Genomic DNA, 25,415 nt, shown 5'->3' with positions numbered 1-25,415 from the left:
GGCTCGCCGCGCTCCCGAGCGAGGGGAACCGCCGGATTCGCGCTAGCGTGTCGCGAACGCGCACCGGCGCGACACGGACGGAGGAGCTGTGCGAGTCGATCTGCTCACGCGGGAGTACCCGCCCCACATCTACGGCGGTGCGGGGGTGCACGTGGCCGAACTGGCCGCGGTGCTGCGCGATCGGCTGGACGTGCGGGTGCACTGCTTCGACGGCCCACGCGACGAGCCGGGTGTGACCGGTCACGACGTGCCGGCCGACCTGGTGGGCGCGAACCCGGCGCTCGGCACCTTCGGGGTGGACCTGAGCATGGTGGCCGGGATCGAACCCGGTGCCGAACTGGTGCATTCGCACACCTGGTACGCGAACCTGGCCGGGCACCTGGCCGGTCTGCTGCACGGGGTGCCGCATGTGGTCTCGGCGCACAGCCTGGAACCGCTGCGGCCGTGGAAGGCCGAGCAGCTCGGCGGCGGCTACGCGCTGTCGTCCTGGGCCGAGCGGACCGCCTTCGAGTCCGCGGCCGCGGTGATCGCGGTCAGTGCCGGGATGCGGGACGACATCCTGCGTTGTTACCCCGACCTCGACCCGGAGCGGGTGCACGTGGTGCACAACGGGATCGACCTGACCGGCTGGCAGCGGCCGACAGACGAGGCCGCCACCGCCCGGATCGCCCGGTCGCACGGCATCGACCCGGAACGACCGGCGGTGGTCTTCGTCGGTCGGATCACCCGGCAGAAGGGGCTGCCGTACTTGTTGCGCGCGGCCGAGGCGCTGCCGCCGGAGGTGCAGCTGGTGCTGTGCGCCGGTGCGCCGGACACCCCGGAGATCCTGGCCGAGGTCACCGCGCTGGTCGACGGGCTGCGCGCCCGCCGGGACGGGGTGGTCTGGATCGAGCAGATGCTGCCCCGGGACGAGCTCATCGCCGTGCTCGCCTCCGGCACCGTCTTCGTGTGCCCCTCGGTCTACGAGCCGCTGGGCATCGTGAACCTGGAGGCGATGGCGGTGGGTCTGCCGGTGGTGGGTTCCGCCACTGGTGGCATCCCGGAGGTGGTCGACGACGGCGTGACCGGGTGGCTGGTGCCGATCGAGCAGCTGACCGACGGCACCGGGACCCCGGTGGACCCGGACCGGTTCGTCGCCGATCTGGCGGCGGCGCTGACCGAGGCGGTCTCCGACCCCGACCGTGCCCGTGCCTGGGGTCGGGCCGCCCGTACCCGGGTCGAGGACCACTTCTCCTGGGACGCCATCGCCGACCGGACCGTGGAGGTCTACCGCTCGGTGCTGGGCTGAGACCGACGGCGCGGCTCAGCGCACGGGCGGTGCCGGGTGGGTGGCGACGGCCAGCGCGCGCCGGGCGGCCCGGTCGACATCGCGCAGGGCGGTGCTGCGCTGGTCCACCTGCCACAGGTTGACCGCGGCCCCGTCGTCCCCGGTCGCGAGGTCCACGATCGCCCGGAGCCGGGCGGCCTGGGTCAGCACCCGGACCCGGCGCTGGTCCATCCCCGGCGGTAGCGACCACCGGGGATCGGCCCCGGCGCTGAGGGCCGCGATCTGCTCGGCGGCGTCCTCGCGCCACCGCGCGACGTCCAGGGAGGTCAGCGCCTCGGTGGCCCGGGACAGCGCGCCGGTCAGCTCGCGCTCGGCCTCGCGCAGGGTGCCGACCTGGCCGACCAGGGCGTTCTGCCAGGCGGGCACCCGGGACACCTGCCAGGTCACCAGGTACCCGGGTTCGTAGACCGAGCCGAAGGACTGCACCCGTGGCACCGCCGCCCAGTCGCCGTCGACCGTGCTGACCAGCACCGCCTCGCCGGCCTCCTGCGCCGCTCCGGCGACCGAGGCGGGCGCTCCGGCGGGGTCCCCCGGGGCGGGCAGCACGGCCGCGACGGTGCGCGGGCCGGAGGCCCAGACCGCGACCAGGTCGGCGAGGCTCGCCGGGGTGTCACCGTCGTCGGTGGTGGACACCCGGTGCGGTTCGTCCTCGCCCTGCACGGCGTCCAGCAGGCGCTGGACCGGGCCGGAGCCGGGGGAGGGTTCGGCCAGCCAGAGGGCGAGCAGCACGGAGCGCGGCAGGGTCAGCGAGTCCACGCCACCACGGTAAGACGCCGCCGGGCGGGTCCACGCCACCACGGCTCGCCTCCGGCCGTTAGGGTCGTGACCATGACCGACGTGCTCGACCTCCAGGACGTGTCCATCCGCCGCGGCACCACCACCATCCTGGACGGGTTGTCCTGGCGGGTCCGCGAGGGGGAGCGCTGGGTGGTGCTGGGCCGCAACGGTGCGGGCAAGACCACGATGCTGCAGATCGCCTCCGGTCGGATGCACCCGAGCTCCGGCACCGCCGAACTGCTCGGCAGCCGGTTGGGCCGGGTGGACGTCTTCGAGCTGCGGCCGCGGATCGGTCTGGCGTCGGCGGCCCTGGCGGAGCGGATCCCCGGCGACGAGCTGGTGCGCGACGTGGTGATCACCGCCGCCTACGGCGTGACCGGTCGGTGGCGGGAGAGCTACGAGGCGGTGGACGAGGCGCGGGCGGCGGATCTGATGGCCGCCTTCGGGGTGACCCACCTGGCGGAGCGGCTGTACGGCACCCTGAGCGAGGGCGAGCGCAAGCGGGTGCAGATCGCCCGCGCGCTGATGGCCGACCCCGAGCTGCTGCTGCTGGACGAGCCCGCCGCCGGGCTGGACCTGGGTGGGCGCGAGGAGCTGATCGCCGCGCTGTCCGAGCTGGCGGCCGACCGCAAGTCCCCGGCTCTGGTGCTGGTGACCCATCACGTCGAGGAGATCCCGCCGGGCTTCACCCATCTGATGCTGATGAAGGACGGTCATGTGCACGCGGCCGGTCCGATCGACGAGGTGTTGACCGACGCGCATCTGACCGCCGCCTTCGACACGCCGTTGCAGGTCGAGCGTCGTGGTGATCGGTGGACGGCCCGGGCGGCAGAATAAAGTCTGCGAATCGCAAAGAAATCCTCTAGGATCATTCCGGACACGGTGTGACCTGAGAGGGAGTGACGATCATGGGCTGGCTGTTGTGGCTCGGTGGAGCGCTGCTGTTGGCAGTGCTGGAGATCTTCACCCTGGACCTGCTGTTCATCATGCTGGCGGCGGGTGCCGCTGCCGGAGCGATCGGGGCTGCCGCCGGGCTGCCGTTGGTCTGGCAGATCGTGCTGGCCGCCGCCGTGGCGCTGCTGATGCTGTTCGCGCTGCGGCCGTTCCTGCTGCGGCACCTGCGCACCCGGGTCGACCTGGTGGAGACCAACGTCGCCGCGATGGTCGGCAAGCTGGGCACGGTCCTGCAGCCGACCGACGGCTCCGGCGGCCGGGTGAAGATCGGTGGCGAGGTGTGGTCGGCACGGACCGAGGACGGTGTGGTGCTGGCAGCCGACGACCAGGTGCGGGTGAGCCGGATCGACGGTGCGACCGCCGTGGTGGCCAAGATCGCCGCCCCGTCGGCACCGTCAGCCCCGTCGGCACAGTCGGCCCCGTCGACGACCGAGGACGCCGAGCGTCCCTGACTGTTCGTGGAAGACCACGGTGCCGACCGACGGACACCGTGACCGAGTCGGCGGTCGGTGACGATCAGCCGGGAGGGAGACGTGGTGGAGGACATCAGCGTCGGATCGGTGGTGGGCTGGATCGTTCTGGCCGCCCTGGTCATCTTCGTCGTCGTGACGTTGAGCAAGGCGGTCCGCGTGGTGCCGCAGTCCCGGTCGCTCGTGGTCGAGCGCCTGGGTCGTTACAGCCGGACCATGCAAGCGGGCCTGCACTTCCTGATCCCGTTCTTCGACCGGGTGCGGGCGATGGTCGACCTGCGCGAGCAGGTGGTGAGCTTCCCGCCGCAGCCGGTGATCACGTCGGACAACCTGGTGGTCAGCATCGACACCGTCATCTACTTCTCGGTCAACGAGCCGAAATCCGCGGTGTACGAGATCGCGAACTACATCACCGGTATCGAGCAGCTGACCGTCACCACGCTGCGTAACGTGATCGGCTCGATGGACCTGGAGCAGACCCTGACCAGCCGTGACCAGATCAACGGTCAGCTGCGCGGGGTGCTGGACGAGGCGACCGGCCGCTGGGGCATCCGGGTGAACCGGGTCGAGCTGAAGAGCATCGACCCGCCGCAGTCGGTGCAGGGCGCGATGGAGCAGCAGATGCGCGCCGAGCGTGACCGTCGTGCGGCGATCCTGACCGCCGAGGGTGTCAAGCAGTCGCAGATCCTCACCGCCGAGGGTGAGAAGCAGGCGGCGATCCTGCGCGCCGAGGGTTCCGCGCAGGCGGCGATCCTGGAGGCCGAGGGTGAGTCCCGGGCGATCCTGCAGGTCTTCGACGCCGTGCACCGCGGCGACGCCGACCCGAAGCTGCTGGCCTACCAGTACCTGCAGGCGCTGCCGAAGCTGGCGTCGACCCCGGCGAACAAGGTCTGGATCGTGCCGTCCGAGCTCACCGGCGCGCTGGGTCAGCTGACCCAGGGCTTCACCGGTGCGTTCTCCGGCAGCGGCGCGGGCGACTCCGAGCGTCCGGCCGGGGCCTCCCCGGTGCGGCCGGAGGACCTGCCGACCTCCGCGTTGACCGATCCGGCGCAGGCGCTGGCCGAGGCGCGGCGCGAGTCGCAGGCGGCCACCGCCGACGCCACCCGCGCCGGCACGTTCAGTGGCAAGCCGGCGGACCCGGGTGCGGAGGCGGGCCAGCGCCCGCACCGGGCCGAGCCGGAGAACCCGCTGCTCTGAGTCGATCCGTCCCGACGCCCGTCGCACCGATCCCGGTGCGGCGGGCGTCGTCGTATTCGGCCCGGGGCGAACGGCCTAGGCGAGTGAGTGCTCACTCACTTATGCTGCTGCGCATGGCCGAGAACCGTCGAGCACGTCCGATGAACCGGGACGACCGCCGCGCCGCGATCGCGGAGGCGACGGTGCCGCTGTTGGAGCAGTTCGGGTCCACGGTGACCACCCGGCAGATCGCCGAGGCCGCCGGGGTCGCCGAGGGCACGCTGTTCAAGGCCTTCGACGACAAGCGTGAACTGCTGATGGCCGCCGCGTCCCGGGTGTTCGACACCAGCGCCGCCATCGCGGAGATCGAGGCGCTGCCGACGGGCACCGATCTCACCGCCGAGGTGCGGGCGGTGGTCGAGCTGCTGAACGCCACTGCCCGGCGGGTGCGCCGGATCATGATCGCCGTGCACGCCCTGGCCGTCGCCGAGTCCGGCGACGCCCCGCCCCCTCGGCCCCATCGTCCACCGGCCCGGGATGCCCGGTCCCGTGCCCTTCAGGAGCTGAACGACGCCCTCACGCGCCGGTTCGACCCCTTCCGCGCCGACCTGCGGTTCCCGCCGCAGGTCCTCGCCCGGCTGCTGCTGTCCACCGTCATGGGTCGGGTCCCGCCCGGGATGCCCGAGGACGACGACCTCTCGGTGGACCTGCTGGTGGACGTGCTGCTGCACGGCACCGCCGCCGCGCCCCTGTCCGACCCGCGCCCCCACGGGAGTTCCACGTGTTGATGAGACTGATCACGGAGTACCTGAGGCCGTACTGGCGTCAGGCGGTCACGGTGATGGTGCTGCAACTCGCCCAGACCATCGCGACCCTGTATCTGCCCACCCTGAACGCCGACATCATCGACAAGGGCGTGGCCGTCGGCGACACCGGCTACATCATGCGGATCGGCGGCGTGATGCTGGCGATCAGCCTGTTGCAGGTCGTCTGCTCGGTCGCGGCGGTGTACTTCGGCGCCCACGTGTCGATGGCCTTCGGCCGGGACATCCGATCCGGACTGTTCCGCCGGGTGCAGGACTTCTCCGCGCAGGAGGTCGGCGGCTTCGGTGCACCGTCGCTGATCACCCGGACCACCAATGACGTCCAGCAGGTCCAGATGGTCGTGCTGATGTCGATGACCATCCTGGTGATGGCGCCGTTCATGCTGGTCGGCGGGGTGATCCTGGCACTGCGCCAGGACGTGACGCTGTCCTCGCTGCTGCTGGTCGTGGTGCCGATCCTGGCCGTGGTGGTCGGGCTGATCGTGCGCAAGATGGTGCCGTATTTCCGCCAGATGCAGAAGCGGATCGACGCGATCAACCGGGTGATGCGCGAGCAGCTCGCCGGGCTGCGGGTGATCCGGGCGTTCGTGCGCGAGCGTCGGGAGGCGGCGCGCTTCGCCGAGGCCAACGACGCGCTGTTCGACACCTCGCTGCGGGCCGGGCGGCTGATGGCGCTGATCTTCCCGGTGGTCATGCTGATCATGAACCTGACCAGCGTCGGGGTGATCTGGTTCGGGGCCGGCCGGATCGACTCCGGGCACATGCAGGTCGGGGCGCTGACCGCCTTCATCAGCTACATCATGTACATCCTGTCCGCGGTGATGATGTCCGCGATGATCTTCGTGATGCTGCCGCGGGCGGTGGTCTCCTCGGAGCGGATCGTCGAGGTGCTGGACACCGAGAGCACCGTGGCCGAACCGGTCACCCCGACCGCGCTGCCGGGCCGGGCCTCGGGTCGGCTGGAGCTGCGCGCGGTGGAGTTCCGGTACCCCGGAGCCGAGCGCCCGGTGCTGACCGGCATCGACCTGGTCGCCGAACCCGGGCAGACCACCGCGATCATCGGCTCCACCGGAGCGGGGAAGACCACCCTGCTCAACCTGGTGCCCCGGCTCTTCGACGTCACCGGGGGGCACGTGCTGCTGGACGGCACGGATGTCCGCGAGTTCGCCCTGGACGACCTGTGGCGGCAGGTCGGGCTGGTGCCGCAGAAGCCCTACCTGTTCAGCGGCACCGTGGCCAGCAACCTGCGCTACGGCAACCCGGACGCCACCGACGACGAGCTCTGGCACGCGCTGGAGGTCGCCCAGGCGGCCGACTTCGTGCGGGAGATGACCGACGGGCTGGACGCCCCGATCGCCCAGGGCGGCACCAACGTCTCCGGCGGTCAGCGGCAACGGCTGTCGATCGCGCGGGCGCTGGTCCGCAAGCCGGCCGTCTACCTGTTCGACGACAGCTTCTCCGCCCTGGACTTCGCCACCGACGCCGCACTCCGGGCGGCACTGGTGCCGGAGACCCGGGACGCGGCGGTGCTGGTCGTCGCCCAGCGGGTCGCCACCATCCGCACCGCCGACCGGATCGTGGTGCTGGACGAAGGACGGGTGGTCGGCACCGGAACCCATGACGAGCTGCTGGCGTCCTGTGAGACCTACCAGGAGATCGTCTACTCCCAGTTGAGTGCGGAGGAAGCAGCATGAGCGCGCAGGCACCGGCCCGGGGGCCACGAGGGCACGGCCCGGGTGCGGGCATCGGGATGCCCACCCAGAAGTCGATGGACTTCACCGGCTCGTTGAAGCGTCTGCTCGGCGTACTGCGCCCGGAGCGGCTGCGGCTGTCCCTGGTCGTGCTGCTCGGCATCGCGTCGGTGGCGGCCTCGGTCGCCGGGCCGAAGCTGCTCGGCAACGCGACCAACGTGATCTTCAACGGCGTCGTCGGCTCGATGCTGCCCGCCGGGGTGACCCAGGCCGAGGCGGTGGACCGGCTCCGCGAGCAGGGGCAGACCCAGCTGGCGGACATGCTCTCCGGGATGACCGGGGTGACACCGGGCCAGGGGATCGTGTTCGCCGACCTCAGCGCGGTGCTGGTCTGGGTGATCGTGGTCTACGTGGCCGCGGCGCTGCTCAGCTACCTGCAGGGCCTACTGCTGACCGGGATCGTGCAGCGCACGGTCTACGACCTGCGGCGCCGGGTGGAGGCGAAGCTGTCCCGGTTGCCGCTGAAGTACTTCGACTCCCAGCCGCGCGGTGAGGTGCTCAGCCGGGTCACCAACGACATCGACAACCTGTCCCAGACGTTGCAGCAGACATTCTCCCAGCTGGTCACCGCCGTGCTGACCGTGATCGGTGTGCTGGCGATGATGTTCTGGATCTCCCCGCTGCTGGCCCTGGTCGCCCTGGTGACGATCCCGCTGTCGCTGGTGGTCACGATGCTGATCGCCAAGCGGTCGCAGCCGCAGTTCGTCCAGCAGTGGGCCGCCACGGGCGGGCTGAACGCGCACATCGAGGAGATGTTCACCGGGCACACCCTGGTCACCGTCTTCGGTCGCAAGGAGCAGGCGATCGCCGAGTTCGACCGCCAGAACGAGGCCCTGTACTCCGCGTCGTTCAAGGCCCAGTTCATCTCCGGGATCATCCAGCCCGCGATGGGCTTCATCGCGAACCTGAACTACGTGATCGTCGCGGTGGTCGGTGGCCTGCGGGTCGCCTCCGGCACGATGAGCCTGGGTGACGTGCAGGCGTTCATCCAGTACTCGCGGCAGTTCAGTCAGCCGATCACCCAGATCGCCTCGATGATGAACCTGATGCAGTCCGGCGTGGCGTCCGCGGAGCGGGTGTTCGAGCTGCTGGACGCGCCGGAGCAGGAGGCCGACCCCGCGCAGCCGTTGGCGCTGCCGGCGAAGGTGGCCGGCCGGGTGGTCTTCGACGACGTGTCGTTCCGCTACCGCGAGGACACCCCGCTGATCGAGCACCTGGACCTGGTCGCCGAGCCGGGACAGACGGTGGCGATCGTCGGGCCGACCGGTGCCGGCAAGACCACCCTGGTCAACCTGCTGATGCGGTTCTACGAGATCGACTCCGGCCGGATCACCCTGGACGGCGTGGACACCCGGGCGCTGACCCGGGACGACCTGCGCTCGCGGGTCGGGATGGTGTTGCAGGACACCTGGCTGTTCAACGGCACCATCGCGGAGAACCTGGCCTACGGGGTGGAGGGCGTCGACCACGCCGATCTGGTCCGGGCGGCCGAGGCGACCCACGTCGACCAGATCGTCCGGGCGCTGCCGGACGGCTACGACACCGTGATCGACGACGAGGCGTCCAGCCTGTCGGCGGGGGAGAAGCAGCTGCTCACCATCGCCCGGGCGTTCCTCACCGACCCGTCGATCCTGGTGCTGGACGAGGCGACCAGCTCGGTGGACACCCGCACCGAGGTGCTGGTGCAGCAGGCGATGAACGCCCTGCGGGCGAACCGCACGTCCTTCGTGATCGCGCACCGGTTGTCCACCATCCGTGACGCCGACCTGATCCTGGTGATGGAACACGGGTCGATCGTGGAGCAGGGCAGCCACGACGAGCTGCTGGCGGCCGGTGGCGCGTACGCCCGGCTGTACAGCTCGCAGTTCGCGGCGGCCGTCGCGGAGTGAGGTGCACCGATGCCGCCGTTCCTGCGGGGGCGGCGGCATCGGCATGTCTGGGTGGCGACGGGGGCGTGACAGCCCGGGGTGGCGGGATGCCCAATCCCTACCGAGTGGTCTGGGTTAGTCTGGGTCGCGTCCGGGTGAGGAGCGATCCGCCCGAGGACTCGCCGTCGCGGCGCCCCGCGGCAGGAGTTCCGGCGCGCAGTCAGCCGCGCGCGACCGGGTTCGTCGAAGGAGACACCCATGAAGTTCGTCGTCGAGGACGACTACGCGGCGCTGAGCCGCACCACCGCCGCCGTGCTGGTCGGCGCCATGCTGCAGGACCGCCGGGTCAACTTGTCGGTCACCGCCGGTGCCACCCCGGCCGGTGCGTACCGGCTGCTCGCGCCGCTGCTGGCCGAGCGCGGGCAGGACATCGCGAATGTGCACTTCTACAACTTCGACGAGATCCCGAACGGCACCGACCGGGGCGTCACCCGGACCAGCCTGGACGAGCAGATCTACGGTCCGGCGCGGATCGCGGAGGCGAACATCCACGGGCTGACCCTGGACAACGCGGACGCGATCCGGTCCGACCTGGCCACACACGGCGGACTGGACCTGATGGTGATGGGCCTGGGCGGCGACTGCCACTTCTGCGGCAACATGCCCGGCACCACCCGGTACGACCAGGACATCTACGTCTACGACGTGCACGCCGATCTGCCCTGGTACCACCTGGTCGAGGCGATGGACCCGCGGCCGGAGCAGGTGGTCACCTTCGGCTTCCCGATGGTGCTGCGGGCGAAGCAGGCGGTGCTGATCGTCAGCGGGTCGTCGAAGGCGCAGGCGCTGGCCGAGATCCTCACCGGCCCGATCGGTGAGGACCGCCCGGGCACGATCCTGCGCACCCACCCGAACCTGCTCCTGATCGCGGACCGGGAGGCGGCGGCACTGGTCGAGCCGGACGGGCTGGGCGGCTTCCGGCGCCGCTGAGCCCTGCCCCGGGCCGGCCGTGGCAGGCTGGGCGGATGGGCGACGAGCTGCGGGTGGTGGCGGTGGTCGCCCGGTGCGGGCTGATCGGGTTGGACGCCTGGCCGACGGTGGCGGCGCATCTGGTCGGGCTGGGTCATGGCGGGGCGCTGCTGGCCGAGCTGGCGGGCGCCGAACGGGGCACCACCTGGTCGGAGCTGGAGGCGGCGATCCCGGCGGCGCTGGCCGAACTCGATCTGCCGGACGTCCAGCCCGCCGAGGCGGTGAGCGTGGCACTGGGTCTCGCCACGGCACCGTGCGACCGCTGGGAGCTGCTGCGTCAGGTCGTCGAGGTGCTGCCGCTCCAGGTCGGCGCGGTCGAGGTGGAGAACGCCCAGCACGCGCAGGACTGTCCCCGGTGCCGGGACCTGGACGACCCGCTGGTGGGCGACCTGCTGCGGTCGGGGACGTCGCTGGACCTGGACCCCGGGCTGCGCGCGGCGATCCTCGGCGGGCGCTGACCTGCTGATCTGACCTGGGGCCCACTCGGGAGGCCCGACCCGCGTCCGTCGAGGGCGGGGCGGCCTACTCGCCGACCTGGCCGTCCACCTGCTCGCGCAGCAGATCGGCGTGACCGTTGTGCCGGGCGTACTCCTCGACCAGATGCACCAGCACCCACCGCACGGTCGGCGCCTGACCGTCGGCCCACGGGCGGCGCACCGGAGCGTCCAGCCCGTCCTCGGCGAGTGCGGCGTCGATGGCGGCACGGGAGCGGGCGACGGAGTCGTCCCAGAGGGTGCGCAGCTGGGCCGGACGCAGGGTGCGGGACAGGTGCCAGTCGAAGTCGACGTCCGTGTCCCAGTCGACGTCGGTCCACGGCTGGGGCAGCGGCTCGCCACGCAGTCTCCAGGTCGACCAGGAGTCCTCGACGTAGGCCAGGTGCGCCAGCATGCCACCGAGGGTCATGGTGGAGCGGCCGACGGTGGTGGCCAGTCCGGCCGGGTCCAGGCCGCGGGTCTTCCACTCCAGGGTGGCCCGGTGGAAGTCGAGGTAGCCGAGCAGCATCGTGGCCTCGTCGGCTGCCAGCGGGGGTTCGGGGCGACCGTGCTCATCGATCATGCTCGCAGTGTGGCGTGGTCGGGACGGGCTACACCAGCCGGGAGAATGGTCCGGTGCCCGCGTATCAGATCGTCCCGCTGACCGACCCCGCCGACGAGCGGCTCGCCGACTACCTGCGGCTGACCGACGTGGCCCTGCGCTCCAAGCACGAGCCGGAGAAGGGGCTGTACATCGCGGAGAGCTCGACCGTGCTCACCCGGGCACTGGCCGCCGGGCACCGGCCGCGGTCGGTGCTGGTCTCCCCGCGCTGGCTGCCGGATGTCGAGGAGCTGCTGGCCGGACTCCCCGCCGACGGTGAGCCGGTGCCGGTCTACGTGGGGGAGCCCGCGGTGCTGGAGGCGATCACCGGTTTCCACGTGCACCGGGGCGCACTGGCGTCGATGCACCGGCCGGTGCTGCCGTCGGTGGCGGAGACCCTGGCCGGGGCGCGTCGGGTGGTGGTGCTGGAGGACATCGTCGACCACACGAACGTCGGCGCGGCGATGCGGGCGTGCGCGGCGATGGGCGTGGACGCCGTGCTCATCACCCCGTCCTGCGCCGACCCGCTCTACCGCCGGGCGATCCGGGTGTCGATGGGCACGGTGTTCCAGGTGCCGTGGACCCGCATCCCGTCCTGGCCGGGCGGGGTGGAGCAGCTGCACGACCTCGGCTTCACCGTCGCGGCGTTGGCACTGGACGAGGACTCGATCAGCCTGGACGAGCTGGCGGCCGATCCGCCTCCGAAGCTCGCCACCGTGTTCGGCACCGAGGGCGACGGGTTGAAGCGGCAGACCATCGCCGCCTGCGACGCGACGGTGCGGATCCCGATGGCCGGTGGGGTGGACTCGTTGAACGTGGCCTCCGCGGTCGCGGTGGCGACCTGGGCGACGCGGGTGCTCGACCGGGACTGACGCTCGCGTCCGGGTCACTGGGGGTCAGGCCTCGGACGCCTCGCGGTTGGCCGGGCTGGTCGCGAGCGCCACGCAGGCGGCCAGGGCCAGCGTCCCGGCCACCGCCACCGCGGGGACCCAGCCGCCGCGCACCTCGTCGCCGAGCACCCACAGCCCGACGGCGCCGGGCACGATCACCTCGAGCACCGACATGACGGCGGCGGCGCTGCCCACCGGCCCGCGTTCCAGCGCCCGCAGGTAACCGAGCGTGCCCACCACGCCCCCGACGACCAGCACCCCGACCATCGGCTGCCAGACGATCTGCGCCAGGGAGCCCGAGGTGTCGGCCGCCCGGGCGGCGATCGCCGCGAGCCCGTAGCCCAGCCCGCCGACCGACGCCAACAGCAGCGGGTGCCCGCGCCGGTAGCCGAGCAGCAGGGTGAGGGTGAGCAGGCCGCCGGCGACGGCCGCCCCGACGAGGAACCCGGGCGGCGGCGTGGCGGCGGGCTGCTCGCCGGAGCCGAGCGCGAGCACCACCAGGGCGGCGATCACCACCGCCACCGCGATCACGTCCAGCCGCCGCAGCCGCACGTGCAGCAGCCGGGACGCCAGCAGCACGACCACCACCAGGGAGGCCGACACGATCGACTGGACCACGAACAGCGGCAGCCGATTCAGGGCCACCAGGGTGAGCAGCCAGGACAGCCCGTCCACGGCGAAACCACCCAGCACCAGCGGCTGCACGATCACCGCCAGGCCGGAGGCCCGCCGGGCGGCGACGGCCTGCATGATCGTGGAGATGCCGTAGCCGAGGCTCGCGGCCACCGCGGCGCACAGGGCCAGCAGCATCGGGCGAACCTCCGGGTCGGGGTGGGGTGTCCTGTCGGACGGTAGCGCGGGTACGGCACGATGTGGCGCATGCGAGACACCAGCGAGGACCGGGCGCCGGCCTGGGCGGAGACCGTGGCGCTCTGGGGCGGGCGGGTGCTCCAGTTCTATGCGGCGTGGTTGCTGCTCGGCATGCTGTTCCGCCCGATCGGCCGGATGGAACGTGAGCTGGCGCTGCTGCTGTCGGTGACCAACGTGCCGGTGATCCCGGGACTGTTCAGCGCGGTGCTGGTCGGGCTGGTCGCCAGCGGGTTCCTGCGTCGCCGCCGGATCGCGCTGTGGTTCGTGATCGTGTTCTGGCAGCTGCCCTCGGCCGGGATCATGGCGCTCGCGGTGCTGCTGGACGCGCTCGATCCCTCCGCCGGGGTGCTGGACGGGGTGCACTGGAGCACCTGGGTCGGCGCCGGGGTGGGCCTGGTGCTGACCGTGCTGCTGATCGCCGCGCGGTCGGCGTTCCCGGCCCGGATCGCCCCCGGCGCCTGGTGGCGGGCGGCTGGGGTGGTGCTGACCGGCATCCTGACCGCGACCGGTGTGGTGTGGGCACTGCTCCAGGTGGTGCCCAACACGCTGCCCGGACAGTGGCAGCGGGTGCTCGACGGGCTGAGCGTCTCCCTGGGCCTGAACCCGCACGAGGAACCCTTCGCGCTCTCCGGCGCCGCGCCGGTCGGGCTGGCCTGGATCGCCGGAGGGATCAGCGGCCTCGGACTGGTGGCGGCGGTGGTGGTGTACCTGCATGCCGGACCGGGCGAGTCGGCGCGGACGGCGGAGGACGAGCTCGCGGTGCGCCGCCTGTTGCTGGAGTTCCCCGGCGACGACTCGCTCGCCTACTTCGCGACCCGGGACGACCGCTCCACCGTGTTCTCCGCCGATGGCCGCGCCGCGGTGTCCTACCGGGTGGTCAGCGGGGTGCTGCTCGCCGCCGGTGACCCGCTCGGCGACCCCGCCTCCTGGCCGTATGCGATCGACCGGGTGCTGGCCCGGGCGCGGCAGCACGGCTGGGCGCCGGGTGTGCTGTCCGCCTCCGAACGCGGTGCGCGCGCCTACCGGGACGCCGGGCTCTCGGTGCTGACCATGGGGGACGAGGCGATCCTCAGCACCCGGGACTTCGAGCTGTCGGCGCCCTCCATGCGCGCGGTGCGCCATGCGGTGGCCCGGCCCCAGCGTGAGGGGTACACCGTCCGGCTGCGGCGGCAGGCGGAGATCCCGGCCGAGGAGCTGTCCGCCCTGGTCGAGGCGGCGAACCAATGGCGGCACGGCGACGATGAGCGCGGGTTCTCGATGGCCTCCGAGCGGCTGGGCAGCCCCCGGGACCCGCGCGTCCTGGTGGTCACGGCCCACGCCGCCGACGGGGCGTTGCGCGGCCTGCTGAGCTTCGTGCCCTGGGGACGCACCGGGGTGTCGCTCGACTACATGCGCCGGTCGCCGGAGGCAGTGCCCGGGGTGACCGAGCTGATGATCACCGCGTTGGCGACCCAGGGTCCGGGGATCGCGGTGGACCGGGTGTCGCTGAACTTCGCGATGTTCCGCGGCATCATCGAGCAGGGCGAGTCGGTGGCGGCGGGTCCGCTGCAACGGCTCGGCCGCCGGGTGATCCTGTTCGCCTCCCGCTGGTGGCAGCTGGACCAGCTGTACCGCTCGAACCAGAAGTACGCCCCGCGCTGGCGGCCGCGCTACCTCTGCTACGGCGCATCCAGTCAGCTGACCGCCGTCACCCTGGCGGCCGGGCAGGCGGAGGGCTTCGTCCCGGCGTGGACGGTACGCCGGGTGCCCGCCCGGCCGACCCCCGAGCAGGAACGGGAGCTGGGCGAGGCGGTGCGGGAGCAGGAGGCCCGGCTGCTGGCGCTCGCGGTGCCCACCCCCCGGCTCACCGACCAGGAACGCGCCCGGCGGCACACCCTGGAGGTGCTGACCGCGGCCGGGATGCCCGCCTACCCGGTGGCGGTGCCGCGCACCCATGCCCTGGGCGAGGTGGGGCCGGAGCTGCTGGGCAGCTCGGTGTCGATCTCGGGCCGGGTGGTCCGACTGCGCGACTTCGGTGGCGTGTGCTTCGCCGTGCTCCGAGCCGAGAACACCGAACGCCAGGTGATGCTGACCGCCGACGGGGCAGCTGACATCGACCTGTGGCGGCGCGCGGTGGACCTGGCCGACCACGTCAGCGTCACCGGCATCGTCACCCGCAGCCGCACCGGCGAGCTCACCGTCCACGCCACCAGCTGGGTGATGGCGGCCAAGGCACTCACCCCGCCGCCGGACAAGGTGCGCGGCCTGGTCGACCCGGAGACCCGGCTCCGCCTGCGGCACGTCGACCTGGCCCTGGACACCACCGCCAGCCGCACCCTGCGCGGTCGTTCGCGGGCGGTGCACGCCCTGCGCAGCACGCTGGTGGAGCGCGGCTTCGCCGAGGTGGAGACCCCGATCCTGCAACGCGTGCACGGTGGGGCGAACGCCCGGCCGTTCACCACGCACATCAACGCCTACGACATGGACCTGTACCTGCGGATCGCACCCGAGCTGTTCCTCAAGCAGCTGGCGATCGGCGGGATGGAGCGGGTGTTCGAGCTGGGCCGCAACTTCCGCAACGAGGGTGCCGACGCCACGCACAACCCGGAGTTCACCTCGCTGGAGGCGTACCAGGCGTTCGGCGACTACACCACGATGCGGCACCTGACCCGGGAGCTGATCGTGGCCGCCGCGATCGCCGTGCACGGCGAACCGATCTCCCGCCGTGCCGACGGCAGCGTGGTGCGACTGGACGGCGACTGGCCGGTGGTGACGGTGCACGAGGCGGTGTCCCGCGCGGTCGGCACCCCGATCACCCCGGACACCCCGCTGGCCGAGCTGCACCGGGTGTGCGCGGCGCACCAGATCGCCTTCGGGCCGGAGGAGTCGCACGGTGCGCTGGTCACCGAGCTGTACGACCGGCTGGTCGAGGGCAGGACCGTCGCACCGACCTTCTACACCGACTTCCCGGTGGAGACCTCACCGCTGACCCGGGTGCACCGCGACGACCCGCGGTTGGCCGAGCGCTGGGACCTGGTGGCCTTCGGTGCCGAGCTGGGCACCGCCTACTCCGAGCTGATCGACCCGGTGGACCAGCGGGAGCGGCTCACCCAGCAGTCATTGCTGGCGGCGGCCGGTGACCCGGAGGCGATGGAGGTCGACGAGGGCTTCCTGTCGGCGCTGGAGTTCGGGATGCCGCCCACCGGTGGGCTCGGGCTCGGGGTGGACCGGGTCTACATGATGCTGATCGGGGCGTCGATCCGCGAGACCCTGGCCTTCCCCTTCGTCAAGCCGCACCGGCGGGGCTGAGTACCTATTCGGCGACGGTCCGCTTGCCCGGGCTGCGCAGCTCGTCCAGGAACTTGCGCACCCGTTCGGCGTCGGCGCCGAGGTCGGGCAGCGCCTCCACGATGGCCGCCGCCAGTGCGCGCACCGGGACATTCGCGTCCATCGAGGCCGCCCGGAGCAGGGCGAAGGCGGTGGGCGGGTCGGTCTGCTGGCTGAACGCCACTGCGCCGACCGCCTGTTCGATCACCGACCGCGAGGTGGCCGCTGCCGTGATCGCGGAGGTGGCGACGGCTTGGCCGTGCCGGTCGACCAGGTCGGTGAGGTCGATCAGATACCCGCGCACCTCGCGGTCGCGTCGCTCGCCGACCAGGACGCAGAGCCGTTCACGATGATCGGCGTCGATCATCCGATAGACGGCGCTGAGGGTGACCGGAGGCGCCGCGAGCACCGCGGTCAGGTCGGTGCGGTCGTCGGGGTGGGCGTGTGCGAGCAGCAGGTCGGTGGTGGGGACGACGTCACCCGGGGCGAAGCCGTGGATGCGATAGATCGACTCGGACCACCACCAGGTGCCCGTGTGCGGATCAAGCCGGTAGGCACCGGTCGGGGTGCCAGTCCCGGGTGCCTGTCGTGGGTGGTTCTGTTCCGACAATGTCGTTGCGGCCCTCGTGCTGGTGCGGCGTCACGGGGGCCTTGGCCCGACCCCGGGGTACCGCGCTGGTCAGAGGGTAGGTGGAGCACGACCCGTCACAGAAATCGACGCACCGCGTGTCGCGCAGGAAGTCACATGTCGGGCGTCCGCTCGGGGTCGGCCGCGTCCGGGGTGGGGGACTGCTGGGCGAATGCCAGGTGTCCGCCGAGGAAGCCCGCCGCGCCGACCACGCCGACCGCCGCGAGGGATGCCAGCACCCCGGCGGCCCGGTGGCCGCGACGTCGCAGCAGCCAGGACGCGCCGAAGCCGACGGTGGCCGCCGAGTTCAGTGCGGCGTGCACCACCCCGACCCGCCGCACCTGCTGGCTGCCCAACGCCCAGTCGGCAATACCGGTGACCGTGGCGGGCGTGGTGCTCAGGATGCCGAGCCCGAGCAGTCGGTCGGCGGCGGCCCGCGCGTCCTTGCCGCCGACCAGGTCCAGGGTGACGCTGCTGAACCAGAAGCCGAGCGGCAGGTCGGTCAGCAGCGGGTGCGCGGCGTGCCCGAGCGGGCGACCGCGCAGGAGCCTGGCCAGGCCTTCGTGGGCGAGCAGGGGGCGGCTGGCCGCGTCGAGGCGCTCGACCGCGGGGTCGAGGGTGTCGGCGTTCTCCAGCTGCTCGGCGAGCTGGGCGGGGAGCGGGCTGCGGGGGGAGCTGTGCTGGGACATGGCGGACCTCTCGGGCTGGGGTACCTCGAGCGTCGCCGAGTCCGGGTCGGGGCGCATCCGCACTAGATGCCGACCAGATGGTAGGGTTTGGCCCGAGCGCGGCACAGAGGAGTGACGATGGGCGAAGCGGGTGCGGCACCGGTCGAGGCGGTGCTCTGGGATCTGGACGGCGTGCTGGTCGACAGCGAGGCGCTGTTGTTCGAGGCCGAACGGCAAGTGTTCGCCGAGGCGGGGGTCGACCTCACCGCGGAGGTGAAGGCCGGGTTCGTCGGACTCGGCGGCACGGAGGTGCTGGCGGCGCTCGCCGCGCACTACGGGATCGAAGCCGACCTGCCGCGCTGGGTCGAACGCAAGATGGACCTGGTGCACGCGCTCTACCCCGGCCTCCAGGCGTTCGAGCCGACCAGCACCCTGGTCCGCGAGCTGGCGGCCGCCGGGATGCCGATGGCGGTCGCCTCCGGGTCACCCCTGTCGGCCATCGACGCCTCGCTCACCGCTGTCGGGCTGGCCGACCTGCTGCCGGAGCGGGTGTCGGTGGACCAGGTCGGCGCCGGGAAGCCGGCCCCCGACGTGTTCCTGGCGGCGGCGCGGCGGCTCGGTGTCGCACCCGAGCACTGCGTCGTGATCGAGGATGCCGTGCCCGGGGTGCTGGCCGCCAAGGCTGCGGGCATGCGATGCATCGCCATCCCGTCGATCACCGATCCGCTGGACCCGCGGTTCGAGCAGGCCGACCTCCTGATCCGCGACGGCATGGCCGCTGTCGACGCCACCACACTCCTCACCTGGGTGGGCGTGCGCTGAGTCGCACGCGCCGGGGGAGGGCCGACACCGGGGGGATCAGCCGCCCGGGCCGGGGCGTCGGGACGGCGGGGCTGACCGCATCCAGTGCGGGGCCGACCGCCGCCCGACGTCGACGGATCTCCGCCCTGGCGTGCGCGAACGTGCCACGGATGCCACCCTGGGGCGTTCTTTTTCCCCTTGCACCGTGAGGTTCCGATGTCCACACTCCGTGAGCGTTGGGGCATCGCCCCCGCCGTGTTCTGGCCGTCCGCGGCGATCGTCGCGGCGGTGGCCGGCCTGACCATCGCCTTCCCGGGACCCGCCGAGCGGTTCATCTCCGCCGTGCAGACCAACGTCGTCAGCGGCTTCGGCTGGTACTACGTGCTGATCGTGGCCGCCTTCGTGGCGTTCTCGATCTGGGTCGGGGTGGGGCGGTGGGGGGACATCACCCTCGGTCAGGACGACGACGAGCCGCAGTACGGCCTCGGCACCTGGTTCTCCATGCTGTTCGCCGCCGGGATGGGCATCGGCCTGGTGTTCTGGGGGGTCGCCGAGCCGCTCAGCCACTTCGCCAGCCCGAAGCCCGGCGTCGAGGGCAGCCCGATCCAGCTCGCGCAGACCGCGATGACCCAGACCTACCTGCACTGGGGGGTCAACGCCTGGGCGATCTACGTGGTGGTGGGTCTGGCGCTGGCGTACACGATCCACCGCAAGGGCCGGCCGGTGTCGATCCGGTGGGCGCTGGAACCGCTGCTCGGTGACCGGGTGAAGGGGCGACTCGGCGACGCGATCGACGTCACCGCGGTGGTCGGCACCGTCTTCGGTGTGGCGACCTCCCTCGGCCTGGGTGTGCTGCAGATCGCCGCCGGGCTGGAACACGCCGGGATCATCGAGTCCAGCACCGGCCTGCAGGTGGTGCTCATCATCGTGGTCACCGCCGCCGCCACCCTGTCCGTGGTCTCCGGGCTGGACAAGGGCCTGAAGTGGCTGTCCAACATCAACGTGTCCTTCGCCGGGGTGCTGATGGTGCTGGTCCTGATCCTGGGGCCGAGCCTGTTCCTGCTGCGTGAGTTCGTGCAGTCGATCGGTAACTACCTGTCGTCCTTCCTGTCCCTGACCTTCAACGTCAGCGCCTACTCCGGCGCCGAGGGTGAGGCATGGCAGGCGAAGTGGACCACGTTCTACTGGGGCTGGTGGATCAGCTGGTCGCCCTTCGTCGGGGTGTTCATCGCGCGGATCTCCCGGGGCCGGACCGTGCGCGAGTTCGTGGGCGGGGTGCTCCTGGTGCCGACCATCGTCACCTTCCTGTGGTTCTCGGTGCTGGGCGGTTCCGCGCTCTACCAGCAGCTGTTCGGCGACGGCGGTCTGGTCGGTGCCGACGGCGAGGTGGTGCCGGAGAACGCGCTCTTCGATCTGCTCTCCGGGCTGCCGGGCGGTGCCGCGCTGTCCATCGGCGCCATCATCCTGATCGCGCTGTTCTTCATCACCTCCGCCGACTCCGGCGCACTGGTCGTCGCCATGCTCTCGGCCGGTGGCAACCCGGACCCCGGCACCCGGCTCCGGGTGATCTGGGCCTCGCTGGTCGGCGTGCTCGCGATCGCGCTGCTGCTGGCCGGTGGTCTCACCGCCTTGCAGACCGCGGCGATCCTGATCGCACTGCCGTTCTCCGTCGTGGTGATCGGGATGATGTTCGCCACTTCCAAGGCGTTGCACATCGAACACACCGCCTTCCTCCGGGCAGAACGTCGTCGGGTGCGGGCGAGCATCACCGCCCATGTCACCCAGCACGTCGAGGCGCAGCTGACCGAGGGCGACGACAGCGGGGCGCGGTGGTGGCGCCGGGTGCGGGGCCCGCGCGACTAGACCACTAGCCTGTTCCTCCGTGAGCAGCGATACCTCCACCGACCACCTGGGCACCGGCCTGCGGACCCGGCACCTGACGATGATGGGCCTGGGCTCCGCGATCGGTGCCGGGCTGTTCCTCGGCAGCGGTGCCGGCATCGCCACCGCCGGACCGGCGGTGCTGGTGTCCTACGGGATCGCCGGGCTGTTGGTCGTGCTGATCATGCGGATGCTGGCCGAGATGGCCTCCGCGCTGCCGGCCAGCGGATCGTTCTCGGTCTACGCGGAGAAGGCCCTGGGCCGGTGGGCGGGCTTCACCCTGGGCTGGCTGTACTGGTTCACCCTGATCATGGTGCTCGGCGCCGAGATCACCGGGGTGGCCCAGATCGTCACCGGCTGGCTGCCCGGCGTGCCGCAGTGGGTGGTCGCGGCCGTGTTCGTGGGGCTGTTCGCCGTGGTGAACCTGTCCGGTGTCCGGCAGTTCGGTGAGCTGGAGTTCTGGTTCGCCTTCATCAAGGTTGCCGCGATCGTCGGCTTCCTGATCGTCGGCACCCTGCTGGTCTTCGGCCTGCTGCCCGGCACCGACCCGGTCGGCACCAGCAACCTGCTCGGCCAGGGCGGCTTCGCCCCCGAGGGGATCGGCGGGGTCGCGGCCGGTCTGCTGGTGGTCGTCTTCGCCTTCGGCGGGATCGAGATCGTCACCATCGCCGCCGCCGAGGCCCGCGACCCGCAGCGCGCCGTCGCCCGCGCCACCCGCACCATCGTCTGGCGGATCCTGCTGTTCTACATCGGTTCGGTCGCCATCATGGTGCTGGTCCTGCCCTGGAACGCCCCAGCCCTCCAGTCCGGTCCGTTCGTTGCGGTGCTCGACCTGGCGGGGCTGCCCGGTGCGGCGAAGCTGATGGAGGTGGTCGTGGTGATCGCGCTGCTGTCCGCCTTCAACGCCAACGTCTACGGCACCTCCCGGATGGCCTACTCCCTGGCCGGACGCGGCGACGGCCCGGCCGCGCTGCGCCGGGTGTCGAAGCAGGACGTGCCCTGGGTGTCGGTGCTGGTCTCGGTGTTCTTCGCCGTGGTCGCCGTCGCGCTCAACTGGCTGCTGCCGGACGACCTGCTCGGCCTGCTGCTGAACGCCGTCGGCTCCGCACTCCTGGTGGTCTGGGTGCTGATCGCCGTCGCCCAGCTGCGGCTGCGGCCGACCCTGGAACGGTCGGGAAAGCCGATGACGCTGCGGATGTGGGGATTCCCCTGGCTGACCTGGGCCACGCTGGTCGCGCTCGGCGGGCTGGTGGCGCTGATGCTCGCGGACTCGACGGCGCGGGGGCAGCTGGCGGCCACGGCCGGGCTGGTCGGGGTGATCGTGGCGGTGTACGGGGTGACGGCGTGGCGACGGGGGCGCGGAACGCCGGTCTCCTGAAGGCGACATATCGCCGCCTCGGTCGGGCCCGGCGGATTCGGTAGGCCCGGTGGGTCTGGCGGGTTCGGTGGGTTCGTTGGGCTCGTTGGGCCTGGCGGGTTCGTTGGGCCTGACGGGTTCGTTGAACTCGGTGGGCTCGGTGGGCTCGGTGGGCTCGTTGGGCCCGGTGGCGGGGGTGGCTCAGCCCCGCAGCCCGGCCAGCAGACTGCCCGCGATGGCCAGCATCACCACCGCGATCACCCCGTCCAGCACCCGCCAGGCGTTCGGCCGGGCGAACAGCGGGGTCAGCAGCCGCGCCCCGTACCCCAGCGCGGTGAACCAGACGATCGACCCCAGCATCGCCCCCGCGCCGAACCACCAGCGCAGGTCGTCGTAGCCCGCGGCGACCGATCCGAGCAGGACCACGGTGTCCAGGTAGACGTGCGGGTTCAGCCAGGTGAGCGCGAGTGCGGTGCTGACCACCCCGGCCAAGCTCACGGCGGGTCGCTCGTCCTCGACCGCCAGCACCGTGGGACGTGCGGCCCGGCGGAGGGCGAGGGCCGCGTAGCCGACCAGGAACGCGGCGCCGGCGATCCGGGCGATGGTGAGCACGGTCGGGTGCTGGTCGATGACGACACCCAGCCCGGCGACCCCGGCACCGATCAGCACCAGGTCGCTGAGCGCGCAGACCGCCACCACCGCGGCGACATGTCGCCTGGACAGACCGACCCGGAGCACGAAGGCGTTCTGCGCGCCGATGGCGACGATCAAGGACAGTCCGAAGGCGAAACCGGCCAGCAACGAGGTCATGGCCTGGACGCTAGGGCGGCGCACGCCCAGTAGTCCAATGACTCGGATCGCATGGCCATAAGCTGAACTGATGGAACTGAGCCAGTTGCGCACCCTGCTCGCGGTCATCGACCACGGCTCCTTCGAGGCGGCCGCCGACGAGCTGCGGCTCACCCAGTCCGCGGTCAGCCAGCGCATCCGGGCGCTGGAGTCGAGCGTCGGGCAGGTGCTGGTGCGGCGCACCCGCCCGGCCGGGGTCACCGACGCGGGACAGGTGTACCTGCGACTGGCCCGGCAGATGACCGCGCTCAGCGACCAGGCGCACCAGGAGGCCGGGGGAGCCGCGTCAGCGCCCCTGCTGCCGATCGCGGTGAACTCCGACTCACTCGGCAGCTGGGTGCTCCCCGCCCTCGCGCCGCTGGCCGCCGAGATCGCCTTCGACCTGCACCGGGAGGACGAGGCGCACTCGATCAGCCTGCTCCGCGACGGCAGCGTGATGGCGGCGATCACCACCAGCGGCCGACCGGTGCAGGGCTGCACGGTGCACCGCCTCGGCTCCCTGCGCTACCGACCGATGACCGCGCGCCCCGAGTCGTTCCCCGACGGGCCGACCCGGGAGGCGCTCAGCCGGAACCCGGTGGTGGTCTTCGACCGCAAGGACGACCTGCAGGATGCCTACCTCCGGGCGCACCGGGTCGACCCCGCCGCACCACCCCGCCACCACGTCCCCGCCTCCGCCGACTTCGCCGCCGCGGTCCGGCTCGGGATGGGCTGGGGGATGCTCCCGGACACCGAACCGGACACCGGTCTGACCGTCCTGGACCAGCACAGCATCGACGTGACGCTGTACTGGCAACAGTGGTCCCTCGCCACCCGGGCGCTCGACCGCACCGGGGAGGCCGTTCGAGCGGCGGCAGCCACCCACCTGCGGTGATACTGCTGCGATGAGCTTCGCCGAGTGGGTCGCCAGCACCGAGGACCGCGTCGTCGCCCGGGTGGTGCGGCACCTGGGCCAGCAGGGCTACATCCCGCGGATCGCCGCCTACCCGTCCTACGGCTCGACCAGCTGGGTCCGGGTCCGGGCGCGGGTCCTGCTCGGCGACCCGCTGGCTCCCGGACCCGGATCCACCGCCCGCCGCGGCTGGCGCAACCTGATCACCGCCGAGTACCCCGGTGCCGAGGTCGAGATCCGCTACCCGGACGGCACCCTGATCGACATCGTGCGCACCGATCGCGGCGGGTACGTCGACGCCGTCGTCCCGCTCGCGCTCGACCCCGGACGGCGCACCCTGCTGCTCTCCGTCCCCGGCGGCGACCAGGACGTTGAGGCGCCGATCCACGTCCTGTCGCCGGACGCCCGCCGCGCCGTGGTCTCGGACATCGACGACACCGTGCTGGTCACCTACATGCCCCGGCCCTGGGTCGCCGCCTGGAACTTCCTGGTCCGCAGCGAGACCAGTCGCCAAGCCGTCCCCGGCATGGCCGACCTCTACCAGGCCCTCACCGCCGACCAGGACACCGGCATGTTCTACCTGTCCAACGGCGCCTGGAACACCGCCGGGGCGCTCGGCAGGTTCTTCACCCGGGTCGGCCTGCCCGCCGGAGCCCTCCTGCTCACCGACTTCGGACCCACCGGCACCGCACTCTTCCGCTCCGGCCGCGAACACAAGGCCAACACCCTGGTCCAGCTCGCCGACGAGTTCCCCGACCTGCGCTTCGTGCTGATCGGCGACGACGGACAGCACGACCCGGAGATCTACCGGGCCTTCGACGAGGCACGGCCCGGGCGAGTCGAGGCGGTGGCGATCCGGCAGCTGTCGGCGGTCGAGCAGGTGGTCGCCAGCGGTACGCCGGTGCCGCTGCCCATCGCTCGGGAGGGGATGGCGGGGCTGGAACGCGGGGACGCGGTGGTGGTGAGCGGGGAGAACGGGACGGTGTTGGCGGAGCGGCTGCGGGCGGCTGGGGTGGTGTGAGCTACGGGGCCTCCGCAGGCACGGTGAGCGTCGGCTCGAAACAACCGACCGTCACCCCCCTCGAGTCAGCAGCGGGCGCTGCCCTCATACGTCGACGGTTCGAGGTCGGTGAACTGGCCGCCACCGGAGACGTTCGGCCGCACCGTGTACTCGGACACCCTGCCCAGATTGACCTCCGTCGTCGGTTCGGCGTCCGGTGAAGCGAGCACTCCATTCACCGCTCATCGTCCCGACTCGGGCCGCCAACCAAGTGAACTATTCAACAAAGTGCTTCTTCCACTCCGCGAAAGTCTGAGTGATGACCGGAACGGTGGAGCAGTCCACGCGCGGCACCGTGGCGTCGGTGTCCCGCATGCGGAGAAGACTCGTTGACGGGTCGTATGCAGCGAGGGCAAGCCTTTCAGCATCGGTCAGAGGGGAGACTTCGAACGTTTCCTGGTGCACCACGCCTAGTCCGATTGACTCGACAGTTTGACTCGACGGATAATACACTTGCGTGTCACTTTCGACACAGATCGATACTACGAAACCACCGTTTTCGGAGCTCGTGACCGAAACAGGGGTGAACGGGGTAGGTCCAATCGATACAGGATAGCTCTCGACGCGGTCTCCCCTGGGGTCGCCGTCTTCGACTGGCGAGCTGGGTGGGGTTTCGTATAGGCGGTATTGAGCACAATCCTCGCTATTAACGAGACTCGCCCACGCTCGGGCTGCGTAGGTTTCACGGATAGTGCGTACCACTTCGGTGGCTTCGAGAGGATCGGTCGTTTCGATGGCGGGGGTCAGTTCATAGTTCGGTGCTGGGGGGCTAAGGGGGATGGTCGGTACAGACGTTGGTTGATGCGCCGTTTTCTGGCGCTGCTCGGCGCTCGAATACAATAGAGCCATCAGGCAGATCAAGGCCAAGGAAATGCCTACGATGACGAGTGTACTAAAGTGTGCTCGAATCCAGGTCATGGCATGTCCCTCCTCGCGGTCGAGCCAGTATTGTGCAGCTCATTT

At 71.5% G+C, this 25,415-nt stretch carries 24 protein-coding genes; 16 read left to right on the top strand and 8 right to left on the bottom strand.

The window, feature by feature from the left end; translation table 11 throughout:
- Positions 1-88: 88 nt before the first annotated feature.
- The gene (gene glgA, locus HGK68_RS09340) at positions 89-1,288 is read left to right on the top strand and encodes a glycogen synthase (protein ID WP_169165723.1); all 1,200 of its coding nucleotides are present in this window, start codon (positions 89-91) and stop codon (positions 1,286-1,288) included.
- A 15-nt stretch (positions 1,289-1,303) separates the two neighbouring features.
- On the opposite strand, the gene HGK68_RS09335 is transcribed toward glgA, so the two are convergent.
- Positions 1,304-2,083: a hypothetical protein gene (locus HGK68_RS09335; RefSeq protein ID WP_169165722.1), complete on the bottom strand. Its 780-nt coding sequence runs from the start codon at positions 2,081-2,083 to the stop codon at positions 1,304-1,306.
- Positions 2,084-2,155: 72 nt separating this feature from the next.
- On the opposite strand from HGK68_RS09335, the gene HGK68_RS09330 reads away from it, so the two are divergent.
- From HGK68_RS09330 to HGK68_RS09295, 8 genes are all read left to right on the top strand, one after another.
- Positions 2,156-2,941 carry an ABC transporter ATP-binding protein gene (locus tag HGK68_RS09330; protein ID WP_169165721.1) on the top strand — a complete coding sequence of 262 codons (786 nt, stop codon included), beginning with the start codon at positions 2,156-2,158 and terminating at the stop codon, positions 2,939-2,941.
- A gap of 71 nt (positions 2,942-3,012) precedes the next feature.
- Positions 3,013-3,510, top strand: a complete 498-nt coding sequence (locus HGK68_RS09325; RefSeq protein ID WP_169165720.1) for an NfeD family protein — start codon at positions 3,013-3,015, stop codon at positions 3,508-3,510.
- A gap of 84 nt (positions 3,511-3,594) precedes the next feature.
- A complete protein-coding gene (locus HGK68_RS09320; RefSeq protein ID WP_169165719.1) occupies positions 3,595-4,725 on the top strand; it encodes an SPFH domain-containing protein in 1,131 nt (376 codons plus the stop codon).
- A 113-nt stretch (positions 4,726-4,838) separates the two neighbouring features.
- Entirely contained in the window at positions 4,839-5,492 is a 654-nt protein-coding gene (locus HGK68_RS09315; RefSeq protein WP_246260239.1) for a TetR/AcrR family transcriptional regulator, read from the top strand.
- Positions 5,486-7,222, top strand: coding sequence for an ABC transporter ATP-binding protein (locus HGK68_RS09310; RefSeq protein WP_169165717.1), 1,737 nt, complete (start codon positions 5,486-5,488; stop codon positions 7,220-7,222). The genes HGK68_RS09315 and HGK68_RS09310 overlap by 7 nt, the downstream gene beginning before the upstream one ends.
- Positions 7,219-9,168 (top strand): ABC transporter ATP-binding protein, encoded by a 1,950-nt coding sequence (locus HGK68_RS09305; protein WP_169165716.1) that lies wholly within the window; start codon positions 7,219-7,221, stop codon positions 9,166-9,168. Before HGK68_RS09310 ends, HGK68_RS09305 begins: the two co-directional genes overlap by 4 nt.
- Before the next feature lie 237 nt (positions 9,169-9,405).
- The gene (locus HGK68_RS09300) at positions 9,406-10,137 is read left to right on the top strand and encodes a 6-phosphogluconolactonase (RefSeq protein ID WP_169165715.1); all 732 of its coding nucleotides are present in this window, start codon (positions 9,406-9,408) and stop codon (positions 10,135-10,137) included.
- 35 nt (positions 10,138-10,172) lie between these two features.
- Positions 10,173-10,634 (top strand): hypothetical protein, encoded by a 462-nt coding sequence (locus HGK68_RS09295; protein WP_169165714.1) that lies wholly within the window; start codon positions 10,173-10,175, stop codon positions 10,632-10,634.
- Positions 10,635-10,698: 64 nt separating this feature from the next.
- Here the strand turns inward: HGK68_RS09295 and HGK68_RS09290 are convergent, their stop codons facing one another.
- Positions 10,699-11,232 carry a DinB family protein gene (locus HGK68_RS09290; RefSeq protein ID WP_169165713.1) on the bottom strand — a complete coding sequence of 178 codons (534 nt, stop codon included), beginning with the start codon at positions 11,230-11,232 and terminating at the stop codon, positions 10,699-10,701.
- A 53-nt stretch (positions 11,233-11,285) separates the two neighbouring features.
- Here HGK68_RS09290 and HGK68_RS09285 point away from each other — a divergent pair, with 53 nt between their 5' ends.
- The gene (locus HGK68_RS09285) at positions 11,286-12,122 is read left to right on the top strand and encodes a TrmH family RNA methyltransferase (RefSeq protein ID WP_169165712.1); all 837 of its coding nucleotides are present in this window, start codon (positions 11,286-11,288) and stop codon (positions 12,120-12,122) included.
- Between the two features lie 24 nt (positions 12,123-12,146).
- On the opposite strand, the gene HGK68_RS09280 is transcribed toward HGK68_RS09285, so the two are convergent.
- Positions 12,147-12,950 carry a hypothetical protein gene (locus tag HGK68_RS09280; protein ID WP_169165711.1) on the bottom strand — a complete coding sequence of 268 codons (804 nt, stop codon included), beginning with the start codon at positions 12,948-12,950 and terminating at the stop codon, positions 12,147-12,149.
- 69 nt (positions 12,951-13,019) lie between these two features.
- On the opposite strand from HGK68_RS09280, the gene lysX reads away from it, so the two are divergent.
- Entirely contained in the window at positions 13,020-16,298 is a 3,279-nt protein-coding gene (lysX, locus tag HGK68_RS09275) for a bifunctional lysylphosphatidylglycerol synthetase/lysine--tRNA ligase LysX (protein ID WP_169165710.1), read from the top strand.
- Positions 16,299-16,302: 4 nt separating this feature from the next.
- Here lysX and HGK68_RS09270 read toward each other — a convergent pair whose 3' ends face one another.
- Positions 16,303-16,926 (bottom strand): ANTAR domain-containing protein, encoded by a 624-nt coding sequence (locus tag HGK68_RS09270; RefSeq protein ID WP_169165709.1) that lies wholly within the window; start codon positions 16,924-16,926, stop codon positions 16,303-16,305.
- 131 nt (positions 16,927-17,057) lie between these two features.
- On the bottom strand, positions 17,058-17,633 hold the full coding sequence (locus HGK68_RS09265; protein ID WP_169165708.1) for a DUF2231 domain-containing protein: 576 nt from the start codon (positions 17,631-17,633) through the stop codon (positions 17,058-17,060).
- Positions 17,634-17,750: 117 nt separating this feature from the next.
- Here HGK68_RS09265 and HGK68_RS09260 point away from each other — a divergent pair, with 117 nt between their 5' ends.
- The 3 genes from HGK68_RS09260 (at position 17,751) to HGK68_RS09250 (ending at position 21,672) form a co-directional block, all read left to right on the top strand.
- On the top strand, positions 17,751-18,434 hold the full coding sequence (locus HGK68_RS09260) for an HAD family hydrolase (protein ID WP_169165707.1): 684 nt from the start codon (positions 17,751-17,753) through the stop codon (positions 18,432-18,434).
- Between the two features lie 195 nt (positions 18,435-18,629).
- Positions 18,630-20,276, top strand: coding sequence for a BCCT family transporter (locus HGK68_RS09255; RefSeq protein ID WP_169165706.1), 1,647 nt, complete (start codon positions 18,630-18,632; stop codon positions 20,274-20,276).
- 79 nt (positions 20,277-20,355) lie between these two features.
- Entirely contained in the window at positions 20,356-21,672 is a 1,317-nt protein-coding gene (locus tag HGK68_RS09250; RefSeq protein WP_169167038.1) for an amino acid permease, read from the top strand.
- A 180-nt stretch (positions 21,673-21,852) separates the two neighbouring features.
- Here the strand turns inward: HGK68_RS09250 and HGK68_RS09245 are convergent, their stop codons facing one another.
- The gene (locus tag HGK68_RS09245; protein ID WP_169165705.1) at positions 21,853-22,461 is read right to left on the bottom strand and encodes a LysE/ArgO family amino acid transporter; all 609 of its coding nucleotides are present in this window, start codon (positions 22,459-22,461) and stop codon (positions 21,853-21,855) included.
- Positions 22,462-22,531: 70 nt separating this feature from the next.
- On the opposite strand from HGK68_RS09245, the gene HGK68_RS09240 reads away from it, so the two are divergent.
- Positions 22,532-23,374, top strand: coding sequence for a LysR family transcriptional regulator ArgP (locus HGK68_RS09240; protein WP_169165704.1), 843 nt, complete (start codon positions 22,532-22,534; stop codon positions 23,372-23,374).
- Between the two features lie 10 nt (positions 23,375-23,384).
- Complete coding sequence (locus tag HGK68_RS09235) at positions 23,385-24,413, top strand: App1 family protein phosphatidate phosphatase (protein ID WP_169165703.1); 1,029 nt, start codon at positions 23,385-23,387, stop codon at positions 24,411-24,413.
- A 65-nt stretch (positions 24,414-24,478) separates the two neighbouring features.
- Here the strand turns inward: HGK68_RS09235 and HGK68_RS09230 are convergent, their stop codons facing one another.
- Both HGK68_RS09230 and HGK68_RS09225 read right to left on the bottom strand, forming a co-directional pair.
- Complete coding sequence (locus HGK68_RS09230) at positions 24,479-24,622, bottom strand: hypothetical protein (RefSeq protein ID WP_169165702.1); 144 nt, start codon at positions 24,620-24,622, stop codon at positions 24,479-24,481.
- 46 nt (positions 24,623-24,668) lie between these two features.
- Positions 24,669-25,370: a hypothetical protein gene (locus HGK68_RS09225; protein WP_169165701.1), complete on the bottom strand. Its 702-nt coding sequence runs from the start codon at positions 25,368-25,370 to the stop codon at positions 24,669-24,671.
- Positions 25,371-25,415: the final 45 nt, after the last annotated feature.

Source organism: Cellulomonas taurus (assembly GCF_012931845.1).
Taxonomy (GTDB): domain Bacteria; phylum Actinomycetota; class Actinomycetes; order Actinomycetales; family Cellulomonadaceae; genus Cellulomonas; species Cellulomonas taurus.
Note: the sequence above shows the minus strand (reverse complement) of the source record. Positions and strands in the feature narration are given on the sequence as shown.

Excerpts from the sequence above, each read along its gene's own strand:
- HGK68_RS09245 (WP_169165705.1), bottom strand. The coding sequence starts at position 22,461 with ATGACCTCGTTGCTGGCCGGTTTCGCCTTCGGACTGTCCTTGATCGTC.
- HGK68_RS09280 (WP_169165711.1), bottom strand. The coding sequence starts at position 12,950 with ATGCTGCTGGCCCTGTGCGCCGCGGTGGCCGCGAGCCTCGGCTACGGC.
- HGK68_RS09225 (WP_169165701.1), bottom strand. The coding sequence starts at position 25,370 with ATGACCTGGATTCGAGCACACTTTAGTACACTCGTCATCGTAGGCATT.
- HGK68_RS09305 (WP_169165716.1), top strand. The coding sequence starts at position 7,219 with ATGAGCGCGCAGGCACCGGCCCGGGGGCCACGAGGGCACGGCCCGGGT.
- HGK68_RS09315 (WP_246260239.1), top strand. The coding sequence starts at position 4,839 with ATGGCCGAGAACCGTCGAGCACGTCCGATGAACCGGGACGACCGCCGC.
- HGK68_RS09300 (WP_169165715.1), top strand. The coding sequence starts at position 9,406 with ATGAAGTTCGTCGTCGAGGACGACTACGCGGCGCTGAGCCGCACCACC.
- HGK68_RS09330 (WP_169165721.1), top strand. The coding sequence starts at position 2,156 with ATGACCGACGTGCTCGACCTCCAGGACGTGTCCATCCGCCGCGGCACC.
- HGK68_RS09325 (WP_169165720.1), top strand. The coding sequence starts at position 3,013 with ATGGGCTGGCTGTTGTGGCTCGGTGGAGCGCTGCTGTTGGCAGTGCTG.
- HGK68_RS09290 (WP_169165713.1), bottom strand. The coding sequence starts at position 11,232 with ATGATCGATGAGCACGGTCGCCCCGAACCCCCGCTGGCAGCCGACGAG.
- HGK68_RS09250 (WP_169167038.1), top strand. The coding sequence starts at position 20,356 with ATGATGGGCCTGGGCTCCGCGATCGGTGCCGGGCTGTTCCTCGGCAGC.
- lysX (WP_169165710.1), top strand. The coding sequence starts at position 13,020 with ATGCGAGACACCAGCGAGGACCGGGCGCCGGCCTGGGCGGAGACCGTG.
- HGK68_RS09260 (WP_169165707.1), top strand. The coding sequence starts at position 17,751 with ATGGGCGAAGCGGGTGCGGCACCGGTCGAGGCGGTGCTCTGGGATCTG.
- HGK68_RS09255 (WP_169165706.1), top strand. The coding sequence starts at position 18,630 with ATGTCCACACTCCGTGAGCGTTGGGGCATCGCCCCCGCCGTGTTCTGG.
- HGK68_RS09240 (WP_169165704.1), top strand. The coding sequence starts at position 22,532 with ATGGAACTGAGCCAGTTGCGCACCCTGCTCGCGGTCATCGACCACGGC.
- HGK68_RS09235 (WP_169165703.1), top strand. The coding sequence starts at position 23,385 with ATGAGCTTCGCCGAGTGGGTCGCCAGCACCGAGGACCGCGTCGTCGCC.
- HGK68_RS09265 (WP_169165708.1), bottom strand. The coding sequence starts at position 17,633 with ATGTCCCAGCACAGCTCCCCCCGCAGCCCGCTCCCCGCCCAGCTCGCC.
- HGK68_RS09295 (WP_169165714.1), top strand. The coding sequence starts at position 10,173 with ATGGGCGACGAGCTGCGGGTGGTGGCGGTGGTCGCCCGGTGCGGGCTG.